The organism is Nostoc sp. NMS9 (assembly GCF_017114995.1).
GTDB lineage: Bacteria > Cyanobacteriota > Cyanobacteriia > Cyanobacteriales > Nostocaceae > Nostoc.
On record NZ_JABXKL010000083.1, the window covers coordinates 192,384 to 203,232 of the forward strand.

Below are 10,849 nucleotides of genomic sequence, written 5' to 3' on the forward strand. Positions count from 1 at the left end.
GTACTACAAGTATAATACAATAAATTACAGTATTATAAAACCTATTTTGCTAAGTGTGCATTTCCATAAATCTAGCTATTGCTAGATGCTGAAATTCTCTCAAAAGCTATAATTTACATCTGTTGCACCGAGAGATTAACTTGTGGATGTCATATTAGAACGATCGCACGAATTAAAACAAGCCTTAGTTGATTTTGTCCTTGATGCTGAAGGCGAACTGGCACAAGCACTGGAAGCTTATGCCGCAGAACAGTTGCGTCGTGGAAGTGGTGATAGTACACAGCAGGACTTAACCATCGATAGCTTTTTGACAGCCGGGAAAGTCGGTGATAAGTCTCCATTAGAGTTGTTTATCGAAAGCCATCCAGATTTAGCAGAAAGCGATCGCAGCCTAATCAATAGTTGGCATCATAGTTTTATTGGCTTATTTGCCATCACTAATATTTTACCTGATGGCTTTGAATTGACGAACTGGTTGACAGATAAACGCTACATCGTCAAGCCAAACAATACTCAAACATTACAAGCAATATCTCGGTTGAAAGTCGGAGAAATCTTGTTAACTCGCATTTCCCCCGTTACCGATAGCTACTGGATGTTTTCTGGCCCCTACACAATAATGGGTAAATTAGGTAAACCAAAACTTGCTGTAGCAATTGGTAATTTTAAAGAAAACTATAAAAGTAATCTTTACAGCGATGCTCCAGACTTGCTAGAGGAAGCTTGGCAGTCAGTAGAAAAATATCATCAGCAGTTTGTGGACTTTTTTGGCACTGATGAAATCACACTACCTGGATACCAGCTTAATAAAAAAATAGCGGAATTTCAAGAAGTAATTACTGAAAAAACCTTTGCAGCCGCAGGAATTGATACTTCTAAATCTCTTGCTGAAGTGGCAGAAGCAGCTGGCATTGGCGACGAAGAAATAAAAGCAGCCGCACAAGAATTTGGTGCTGATTCCAACGTAGTCTCTGAGATGTTTAACAGCAAAAGCGGCAAGAGCAAAATGGTTATGCCAAAGGTTGATTTGCCTGCTGAACTCAAGAAAGCAGAACAGGTAACGGCTCTTTCTCATCCCCGTTGGGGACAAATGTTTTTACCAACATATAGTAAGGTACAAGCAATCTTATCGGCAGAGGACTGGCAAAGTGTTCAAGGGGCGGAAAAATTAGTTCGTTACTACCTGGAAGATAAAAGTATTAATGCTTTTATTTGGCATCGATTAGCACAACAGTATCCAACTCAGTTAGAAAATGTGTTGCAAACATTTTTGCAACGTCCAGAGTTTAGGCTTGAAAGTGACTTGGATACACTTTTGCAAGAATTCCACAAACCTATTGAGCCAGAGTTGCCAGACATTGCCAGTGTACCCATACATTTACATAACTTATTTCAGGAAGCTTTAGGAGAAGTTAACAAATCTAAGCCTAAGGGTAAGGGGCAACAAAAGCCAGCAAAGGGTTTTCAACGAGGTTAACAAATAGATCCAACATTTTACCCTACTCACTTAGGGTTATATGGTTTCCTTTCTTAAAGTCTTTTGTAGGAGTGTATAGCTAGCTGTGCGCTCCGACAGCGTGTTGTGTGAAATCAGTCTCAAAAACCAGATGAAGGCCGGCTAGTTATATTTAAAGATCGGTAGATAACAGGTGAACAATCTCATCTACAATTTCTTCTGGACTCTCAAGCTTGACTAGAAATCGATTAAAACCAGCATTCAAAGCCTTATAGCTTGAGACCTCCCGTGTATAAGAAGTGATAGCGATCGCAGGCAACTGTCTTAAGGATGGGCAAGAATTCACTCGAATTTGCTCAATTAACCAATTTCCATCATGATCGGGCAACTTCACATTGCACACCAGAATATCGGGATGAAGCGATTCGATCAAGTCAAGGGCTGTTTCTGCATCGGTTAAAGCCATTACCTCTGCACCTGCTGCTTCCAAAATGAAGGTGAGCAAATCTGCAATATCTGGCTCATCTTCTACCAGTAAGATAGTGGTTCCAATAAGGTGCTGGAGGGAATTTAACTCAGTTTCTTGATCGATTTTGTGATCTGTTGCCATGCCGTCCTTTTATTGCTTGCTATAGTCTGCTATTTCTATTGCAACGCATGGATCGGAATAAGTATTCACCCTAAATACACAAACTTGAGGTGAAAAGCCTTATCAATATGAAGAAATTAATTCACCGAGCAATATTGAGCGCCCTCTTAGGTGAGCGATCGCCCCGACCAATTCATCTATCTCCACAGGCTTTAATAACCATTGGTCAAACCTTGCTTGCGACTCCGAAAATCGAGCTTCTAACTCTTCGAGTGCCGTGACTGCGATAACGGGAGTGGATTTGTCAAGCCTATCTTCGATGTGCCGGATCTGACGTAGCAGGGAATAACCATCTTCATCAGGCATGGCTATGTCACTAAGTACTAAATCTGGACGAATTTGAACAAACGCTTCTAAGGCTTGATGTACTGTGAAAGTTGAATGAACTTCGATCCCATACAACTCAAGCAAACAAGTCATCCAGGCACAAGAATCTAAGTAGTATAATTAGTGACGCTACTTGCTAGGATTAGATTCTGGTAGTGTATGTGAGTTAAGCTCTGCACAAACAATAAAAACAAAAGAATCTATGCGTGAGATCAGGCCTTGGACTACTACCTTAGTAGTGATAGTATCTATTATTGCAACTTCAATAGGCGTCTACAATCTTGAATTGTTTTTAAACACTGTTTGTTTGATAAATACTATGCCTACTATTAGTAAACATTGTAAGTCGTTGCCCTGACTTGGTGTTTTATAACAGATGTGCCTTTGATCCGCGCCAAGTTGGTAAACAGTAGAGCTTTGTGAATGAGTTGACTAATATTTTTTGGGAACAGGTAATTGGAGAAAAGCTATTACCTATTACCCATGAATTATTACCGAGATTCAGATTGAGTTGAGACTGTTAATACTTGCGGTGGTGTAGCATCTGGGGGATAGAGAAAATCTACTTCTACTAAGGAGCGATCGCCTGGTTTCATCTTTAATAAAACTAACGGTTCCCCTGGTTGACCTCTCTTTTGCACTAAATGCACAAACTGAGTTTGTGGCTGACCTTGGTCATTTTTGTAACGTACCCGCACTGTCCCTCGGAAGAATACTTGAGGATCTGGTGTACTTAGAAAGCGTAACCCTGGTTTGACTAATTGATCCTCCTTGAGTGGTGTTTGTATAGACACACTAACAGTTTGAGGACTTTGAGTATTGTTGTATAACGGCAACTTGAGATTATATTGAATTCCATAGTTGCCATGAGCGCGATATGCGGTGTCAGGATAGCGCACCAGCATAGGCGCACTTTGAATTTGACTAGTTCCTAATGTACCGCCATGCAGGGTACTCAGAGCGTAGGAAAACACTTGACCAGGCTGGGGAATAGTTAGATAGCTGGCTTTAGGATTATCTACTAATAAGGCTCTCCATCGCGAACCACCAACCACTCCCGCAACACGCCCATAAATTCTTGGTTTACCAGTTTCTTCTAAGGGAGTGGGAGTTTTATCTCGTGGCCCAGCTAAATCGCCATTATCTAGTAAATTCTGCCACTCTTCTAAGGTAGGCGATCGCTCACTGCCATCAGGATTCTCCCGTGCAAACATCGCTAGGCTAGCTGCATAGACAGTGCCGTCACTTTGCAGTCGGATCAATGTAGACCGACCATTCAGGGGTGGTGTCAATCCTTGCACCGGAATTGGCAAATTGAGTAACATCCGACTTTGCTTTGGTGGAATCTCAATTTGGGCAGGGAAAATCTCTTGTCGTACTCCCCGAAGCACATCAGACATGACGCGATCGCCTGGCCCGGCAAAAATTTTACCTAAAAGATTTTGGCTAAAAGATGGTAACTGAATAAATGGTGCATCCGGTTGACTTAAATAACTCGCCGCCTGCCAAATATTTACCTTCACTGGTTCTGAACTAGGGTTATGCAAAATTATCCCTAAATAGAGCGATGTCTCCGACGGGCTACGCCTACGCAAATTCTCTGGTGGTTCAGCTTTTGCAACGTGATGAGCAAAAATATCAAATCGTCCCCGAAAGGGAAAATTCAGATGCGCTGTTGGCACTTTTTTCCCATCTGGTGGAAAGGTAGAAAGTAAAATTCCTTCTTTCAAAACCAATTCTGGACTATTGCTATTAAAGGTTGGCACTTTATCCAATTGACCTGGTAAAGGACGCACTTCTTGAGGTTGGACAACTTCTTCAGGTGGTAGCTTCGCAGGAGTTGATTGGGCTATTGGGAAAATTAGTAACAATGGCAACATATACTTAGATATTTCTTTCACCATACAGACATTAACAACTTGATGAAAGTGCCAGTTTGTTAATAATTAATACGAAATCGGCAAGAATCCCCATCAAATTTTCTTGATTGAGAACCGGAACGTGGACAAAAATACAACGTGCTGTGAGTTGATTTTGGCTTAAGTAGTCCAACACTGAATAGTAAAGACCTTCTCTTCGAGACGCTACGCGAACACAGACAAATTTCCCACAGTCGTGGCTAATCTGAATTGCTGCTGCTCCCGCCACTAATTTTTCTAAATCAACTTCTGTCTGCAAAACAATTTTTCCACAGATAGCACCTGCTTCCACACTTAATTGTGTACGGCTTGCAGCCATGCCACAACAGATGATGTAATCACGTTGGATTGCCTTGATTTTTTCCATTACCTAAGTACTGGCAAGTTGAACATCTACGGGTAACTGACGTAAAAAAGTTAAGTAATCTGGGAGCAACTCAAGTTTGGTAACTTCAAGTAATAAATCATCAGAAGAATTTGACTGTTGATCTTTTAGCCAAGTGTCAAAAGAAGTTAATAGAATTCTTTTCTTCATAACAAATATTATTTAGAATAGAAAAACCCTCCATAATAAATTTACAAGGAGCAGGTAAATGCCAGTAATTGCGATCGTAGATTACGAGATGGGAAATTTGCACTCAGTCTGCAAAGGCTTGGAAAAAGCTGGGGCAACTCCTAATGTTACTTATTCTCCAAAGGAATTAGAGCAGGCAGATGCTATAGTCCTACCGGGAGTAGGAGCATTTGATCCAGCAGTGCAACACCTGCGAGCGCGCGGTTTAGAACAACCTATTAAAGAAGCGATCGCATCTGGGAAACCTTTTTTGGGAATTTGTTTAGGATTGCAAATTCTCTTTGAATCAAGTGCAGAAGGTACCCAACCAGGACTGGGAATTATCAAAGGAAAAGTGCGGCGGTTTCGTCCCGAACCTGACATCACTATTCCTCACATGGGCTGGAATCAACTGGAAGTTACTCAACCAAAAAGTATTTTGTGGGAGCATTTACCATCAGATCCTTGGGTGTATTTTGTCCATTCCTACTATGTTGACCCAATAGACCCGCTAATCCGTGCAGCAACTATCACTCACGGTACTCAAACCGTCACAGCTGCGATCGCTCACGAAAACCTCATGGCAGTCCAATTTCACCCCGAAAAATCCTCTAATATCGGATTGCAAATCCTGTCTAATTTCGTTGCTCAAGTCCGCGAAAAAATCCCTGCCTAATATTCTTTTTGTCATTTGTTTTTTGTCTTTTGTCTAAAACTAATGACCAATGACTAATGACTAATGATCAATGACTAATAACCAATGAGCCTGAGAATTTACGGTAATCGCCAGCTAAAAACTTTACCAGGAAAAGAAACTAGACCCACTAGTGCGCGAGTAAGAGAGGCAGTCTTTAATATTTGGCAGGGAGAAATTGCAGGTTGTCGCTGGCTAGATTTGTGCGCCGGTACTGGTTCAATGGGCGCAGAAGCTTTGTGTAGAGGAGCCAGCTTAGTAGTGGGAATTGAACAATCGAGCCAAGCCTGTGTCACCATCCAACAAAATTGGCAGCAGTTAGCTAATGCCGACCAAGAATTTCGGGTATTGCGGGGAGATATTACCCAGCAGTTAAAGACTTTATCAGGTAAACAGTTTGATAGAATCTACTTAGATCCACCTTATGCCAGTGGATTGTACCAGCCAGTTTTAGAAGCGATCGCTGACTATCAACTTTTAGATCCTAGCGGCGAAATCGCAGTTGAACACGCCTCACAAGGTTGGATACCACCAGAGATTCCCGCTTGGGAAATTTGCCGCCAGAAAGTTTACGGCAACACATCACTTACTTTCTACAGAATTTTGGAATGACAGGAATGGGGTGGGGAGAAAAATTGCTTCCTTGTCCTCCTTATCCCCCTTCCCTCATCCTACTCAGAAACGCCAGTTGTTCTCCTGTCGGAGACGCTACGTGTAGCTTGCTTAAGAGCAGGGGTACAAGTTCGGCAGAACTGCCCAACGCACTGGCTGGCTCCTCACCACTCAGCACTGGGCACTCCCTCATCCCCCTAGCTGATTGGGGCGCTTGTATTGCTTATATGCAGCGTAAAAAAGTCCGGCGAGAGTTACGAAAACTAGACCAAGGACAATACCTGATAGCAGGGGTTCAACCACTGTAAATCTCCTTTTTGTAATTATTAAATATTCGTTGCCTGTTTTTGATTTTACCAAATTTCGTATGAATCCTGCGCCCTACAGCCTTTTGAAAGGCGACTGCCCACAAAAAAATAGTCTTCTGTGCTTGCAGACACAATCAAGAACTTTTAAGCTATGTGTAGGAAATGAAAACTTTTTAGCACACCTAAACTTTCACAGCAAACCTTTTGGATAACCAGATTACCAAACCTGAAATTTTGATTCAGCGGATTGTTTTATTGACGCTGGCTATACTGCTAGGAGTCCCTTTGGGCTTTTTTGGTGTTCAGTTGGTTCAAGCCTCCGATCCATACGTCAAGAGTGTTCTATCCCTAACAGGAAACCCAGTTCAAGGACACGCGATATTTCAAATTAACTGTGCTGGTTGTCATGGCTTGGAAGCAGACGGGCGAGTGGGGCCCAGTTTGCAAGCTGTTTCAAAGCACAAGTCTCGGTATGGGCTGATTCACCAAGTAATCAGTGGCGAAACACCGCCAATGCCAAAATTCCAACCTAGTGCTCAAGAAATGGCGGATCTTTTGAACTATTTAGAGTCGTTGTAAACCTAAGAATTTTTGGTTGTAGGATACATAAATACCCTTATGTGAAAAGGCAGTATATAATGTGTGCTTTTTTACACCTATCAGACCTATAAACAGACCCCCTAGATGCTCGATAGCTTTCGCGCAGCGTCTTGTAGAAAAGCTTTAGCAACGTAGGAGCGTCGCCCTCAGCACATCATGCCTGCTCTACTTGAGAAAATTCTAAACGCTTAGATGCGAGACGCTGCGCGTAGCTTGCTTTCCCGTAGGGGTACGCGGACTCACTAAAGTCCTTGGCGTCTACCCTTATCTACCAAACGCTCTTTTGAGGTTGGGAGAAGAACCGCGACACTAATACCGCTGTGCCTCTACGCGTAATAATAGAAACCTCAAAACACCCTAGCTCAGTCTGATAAACTTCGTCTTCTAAAGCCGTAGTGCCGAGAACTGTCTTTTGTCTTTATCTTCACATCTGCTAGTATTTGCGTAGAATCTTTGATAAAAACTCATATAAACTGTATATTTTTAAGTATGTTAGCAAGTAACTATTTAATTATTGCGAAAGTGAAGTTAGTATACCTAACTCTGTAGAATTAAGGTAAAAGTTCCTAGACAATGGGCTAAGGTATAGCTTCTTTAACAGACTAGATATTCTTGAGATGACCGAAAGCTAATGACTGAAGCGATCCAAATCGGTAATCGTACAATTACAGCTAGTGAATTGATTTCTTTACTGGCAAGTTACCAAATGCTGCCGCAGTTGCAGCGGGAACTAATCATTGATGAGGCGATAGAGCAAAACTCACGCTCTGCCAAGGTAGTAATAGAGTGTACCCCTGAGGAAGTAGCCCAAGCTAAACAGCAGTTTTACACTGAAAAACAGTTTAAAAATGAAGAAGACATCCAGGCTTGGATGGCACATCAAGGGCTGACTCCCGATCAACTAGAAGTTATTACCACTCGTAAGCTGAAAATTGAAAAATTCAAGCAAGCCACTTGGGGTAATAAACTGGAATCTTACTTTTTTCAGTCCAAGGCAAAACTGGACAAAGTAATTTATTCCCTACTGCGAACCCAGGATGTGGGAATTGCCCAAGAACTCTACTTCAGGATTCAGGCAAAAGAAAACTCTTTTGCTGATTTGGCGCGGGAATACTCACTCGGGCCAGAAGCCCAAACTGGTGGCTTGGTAGGCCCGATTGAACTGAATGCACTACATCCAATAATGGTGCAAATGCTCTCTAGCAGTCAACCAGGTCAGATATTGCCCCCTACCCGTATCGCTGAATGGTTTGTTATTTTGCGGTTAGAAAAATTTATTCCAGCACAACTGGATGAATTTATGAAAATGCGCCTGTTGAATGAACTCTTTGAAAACTGGCTACAAGAACAGCAAAAGCAAATCATGTCTGCACCACAAGGGGAGGGAGAGGACAATAAAACTTTAACCTAAGCATAGTAGACTTCCATGCTTGGCTTCAAAACCGAAGATAGCGATCGCTCTGTTAGTTTTCCAGGCTGGACGAGCGATCGCTTTTGATGTTGTTCATATTGTAGATTGAGTCCCACCTGATTAATTAACAAAAGCTGGAATTTCGCCTTTGTCAAGATAAAAATGGGGCTAGTTAGACTAAAGATTAGAGAACTTGCAGCACAAAGAAGTTGGACAATCAAAGAGGTAGCTGAACGTGCCAATGTAAACTACAACACAGTGAAAAGTTATACTCGACACCTTGGAATAAATATGGTTAACCTCACTGCTGTTCAAAAAATAGCCCATGCTTTTGGTGTATCAATTGAAGATTTGATTGAAGTAGTGGAAGAGTAAGCCATTTATTTATATATATTTTTGAGTAGTTTTATCTACTAGTACTGAGGACAAGCAACTTCACGCCATTAGTCAATTAAACTAGATCAGTGCGGTGGTCATATCAAATGAGATCCTCTTCTTCATTTCCTTCCGGCTATATTATTTGTTATGCTAGAGACTTTGCAGACAGATGGGAATCTTACTTGTTATTCGTTTTGCAAAGACCATTGGAGTTGCTTAGTTCTAATAGGGTTAGGGTAATTAAATCAGTTACCATAACCGTTTTTATTGCCGTACTTTCTGCATGGCTACTGTCCACTAGTGCGTGGTTTATTGGAACTGTACTATTAGATAGTATACTTTCCTACGCGATTATCAGTGTAGTCGTCTTGTTTCTTATTTATCTTTTAGATCCTATTCAAATTCTCCAATCTGGTTCGGATAAAACGCTTATAGTAGCTCTTTCCCAAGGAAAAATTATTAGTGCTGCACTTATCGATTCTGGAGGAACTTACTCATTTCTGTTAAGATTATACGTAGTGTCTAGTCACCGTCGTCGAGGAATTGGCTCATACTTAGTGTGACATCTGCTACTAAGAACAACGACACCAGTCTATGTTCTCGCTCTTTTCGGATTACAGGCATTCTACAGGCGTCTCGGCTTTACAGAAACTAATCCACGAAACCTACCATATGGACTTCAAGGATATAATATGGTTTTTGATCCTTCCAGAACACGTGCCTCTATAGATTATTGAGCCAATTACCCATTCGTATTGGGTATCAGCTTTAGCTAATGTTAGTTCATTAATACCCATTTTTGAAAAACTTCTCAAACTCTCGCACTGCAATGCTTGAACCAACCTGCCAGGCAAAGTCCTAAATCGTAGGATTAACTCATCCCCTAGAGCAAGGTCTATTGTGTCTTGGGTGATGGTGGGTAATGTCATAAATAAATTTACTACAAGTCCATCACATAATCATTTTTACTTACCTTCTTCCCACTCTTGACCACCGGGTAACTCACTCAACATCTCATCAATAGCACCAGGTAAAGACCTTTGAGAATTTGTATAAGTCAAATTTAAAAAATCTTTTGCTACGGACATAATCAGTGATTTTTCTAGCATTGCTTGCAGTTGTTTAGGTGTATACAAACCATCAAAAATTTCAGCAGATGCAGGATCGATTGCTGCATCATAAGCAGCATCCAGCAAATCCTGCCATTCACCTTGTTTTACATAATGAGAAGTCTTATTATCCTGTAAATTTAAATCTTGAATTTCTAAAATCGAGCCTTTAATAGAAGCTACGCAGGAATTAGTTAATCTTTGTTCAACCTGATTTTTAATTACAGCAATTTGAGATCAAATCCACCACGAATATCGTAAACTTTAAAGATGTAAAAAAGAAGATTATTAAGAAATGGCAGCATATTCAATCGACTTGCGAAAGAAGATATTAAGTGCGTGGGAAAACAAAGAAGGCACGCAGAGAGAATTAGCAAAACGATTTAAAGTTAGTTTATCATTCATCCGTGACTTCTTGCGCCGATATCGAGAGACAGGGGAGATAACTGCCAGACCACAAGGAGGCGATCGCCGCTCGAAGCTCAAAGGTAAAGAGGAAGAATTATTAAAGATAATGGTGACAGAACAAAGTGATATATATTTGCGAGAATAATGAGCCTGATGAGAAAACTTCTAATATTTCGGATATAACTCTTTCGACTCATTAACTCCAACTCATCAACAATTACTAAAGCATCATCATAACGTCCAGCAAGAATATACTTCCTTAAATCCCAAAGTTCTTGAGTCATCACGATTTATCCAATACTAAATTCCGGATAAACTAAAACCCCCAAGCTTACATCACAGCTTGGAGGTTTTAGTTTGTATTATATATAAACCTGGCATCGAGCTATTTTTGCGTAGGGCAACCCCTAAACTATCGTGGCCGC

The 10,849-nt window shown here is 41.2% G+C and carries 13 protein-coding genes and 1 pseudogene; 8 read left to right on the top strand and 6 right to left on the bottom strand.

All coding sequences use genetic code 11. The annotated features are described in order from the left end of the window. Positions 1-142: 142 nt before the first annotated feature. On the top strand, positions 143-1,477 hold the full coding sequence (locus tag HWQ40_RS27200; protein ID WP_292784257.1) for a hypothetical protein: 1,335 nt from the start codon (positions 143-145) through the stop codon (positions 1,475-1,477). 151 nt (positions 1,478-1,628) lie between these two features. On the opposite strand, the gene HWQ40_RS27205 is transcribed toward HWQ40_RS27200, so the two are convergent. The 4 genes and pseudogenes from HWQ40_RS27205 to HWQ40_RS27220 all read right to left on the bottom strand — a co-directional run bounded on the left by HWQ40_RS27205 (position 1,629) and on the right by HWQ40_RS27220 (position 4,886). Further along, the gene (locus HWQ40_RS27205; RefSeq protein WP_292784260.1) at positions 1,629-2,066 is read right to left on the bottom strand and encodes a response regulator; all 438 of its coding nucleotides are present in this window, start codon (positions 2,064-2,066) and stop codon (positions 1,629-1,631) included. 102 nt (positions 2,067-2,168) lie between these two features. Further along, complete coding sequence (locus HWQ40_RS27210) at positions 2,169-2,525, bottom strand: response regulator (RefSeq protein ID WP_292784263.1); 357 nt, start codon at positions 2,523-2,525, stop codon at positions 2,169-2,171. A 398-nt stretch (positions 2,526-2,923) separates the two neighbouring features. After that, positions 2,924-4,312 (bottom strand): DUF3370 domain-containing protein, encoded by a 1,389-nt coding sequence (locus HWQ40_RS27215; RefSeq protein WP_292784310.1) that lies wholly within the window; start codon positions 4,310-4,312, stop codon positions 2,924-2,926. A 31-nt stretch (positions 4,313-4,343) separates the two neighbouring features. Next, positions 4,344-4,886: pseudogene (locus HWQ40_RS27220) on the bottom strand (peptidase C15). A gap of 58 nt (positions 4,887-4,944) precedes the next feature. Here HWQ40_RS27220 and hisH point away from each other — a divergent pair. Together hisH and rsmD are read left to right on the top strand one after the other, a co-directional pair. Beyond that, positions 4,945-5,580, top strand: a complete 636-nt coding sequence (gene hisH / locus HWQ40_RS27225) for an imidazole glycerol phosphate synthase subunit HisH (RefSeq protein WP_292784266.1) — start codon at positions 4,945-4,947, stop codon at positions 5,578-5,580. 84 nt (positions 5,581-5,664) lie between these two features. Then, the gene (rsmD, locus tag HWQ40_RS27230) at positions 5,665-6,210 is read left to right on the top strand and encodes a 16S rRNA (guanine(966)-N(2))-methyltransferase RsmD (RefSeq protein ID WP_292784269.1); all 546 of its coding nucleotides are present in this window, start codon (positions 5,665-5,667) and stop codon (positions 6,208-6,210) included. 189 nt (positions 6,211-6,399) lie between these two features. Here the strand turns inward: rsmD and petG are convergent, their stop codons facing one another. Continuing rightward, on the bottom strand, positions 6,400-6,513 hold the full coding sequence (petG, locus tag HWQ40_RS27235) for a cytochrome b6-f complex subunit V (protein ID WP_063721252.1): 114 nt from the start codon (positions 6,511-6,513) through the stop codon (positions 6,400-6,402). Between the two features lie 209 nt (positions 6,514-6,722). Here petG and HWQ40_RS27240 point away from each other — a divergent pair, with 209 nt between their 5' ends. From HWQ40_RS27240 to HWQ40_RS35750, 4 genes are all read left to right on the top strand, one after another. Beyond that, complete coding sequence (locus HWQ40_RS27240) at positions 6,723-7,097, top strand: cytochrome c (protein ID WP_094352507.1); 375 nt, start codon at positions 6,723-6,725, stop codon at positions 7,095-7,097. Between the two features lie 652 nt (positions 7,098-7,749). Next, on the top strand, positions 7,750-8,529 hold the full coding sequence (locus tag HWQ40_RS27245) for a peptidylprolyl isomerase (RefSeq protein ID WP_292784276.1): 780 nt from the start codon (positions 7,750-7,752) through the stop codon (positions 8,527-8,529). 162 nt (positions 8,530-8,691) lie between these two features. Beyond that, complete coding sequence (locus HWQ40_RS27250) at positions 8,692-8,904, top strand: helix-turn-helix transcriptional regulator (RefSeq protein WP_292784279.1); 213 nt, start codon at positions 8,692-8,694, stop codon at positions 8,902-8,904. A 107-nt stretch (positions 8,905-9,011) separates the two neighbouring features. Continuing rightward, the gene (locus HWQ40_RS35750; protein ID WP_334987513.1) at positions 9,012-9,470 is read left to right on the top strand and encodes a GNAT family N-acetyltransferase; all 459 of its coding nucleotides are present in this window, start codon (positions 9,012-9,014) and stop codon (positions 9,468-9,470) included. Between the two features lie 402 nt (positions 9,471-9,872). On the opposite strand, the gene HWQ40_RS27255 is transcribed toward HWQ40_RS35750, so the two are convergent. Further along, positions 9,873-10,103: a hypothetical protein gene (locus tag HWQ40_RS27255; RefSeq protein WP_292784282.1), complete on the bottom strand. Its 231-nt coding sequence runs from the start codon at positions 10,101-10,103 to the stop codon at positions 9,873-9,875. 208 nt (positions 10,104-10,311) lie between these two features. Between HWQ40_RS27255 and HWQ40_RS27260 the strand changes: the two genes are divergently transcribed. Beyond that, on the top strand, positions 10,312-10,569 hold the full coding sequence (locus HWQ40_RS27260; protein WP_292784285.1) for a helix-turn-helix domain-containing protein: 258 nt from the start codon (positions 10,312-10,314) through the stop codon (positions 10,567-10,569). The last annotated feature ends 280 nt before the right edge of the window (positions 10,570-10,849 follow it).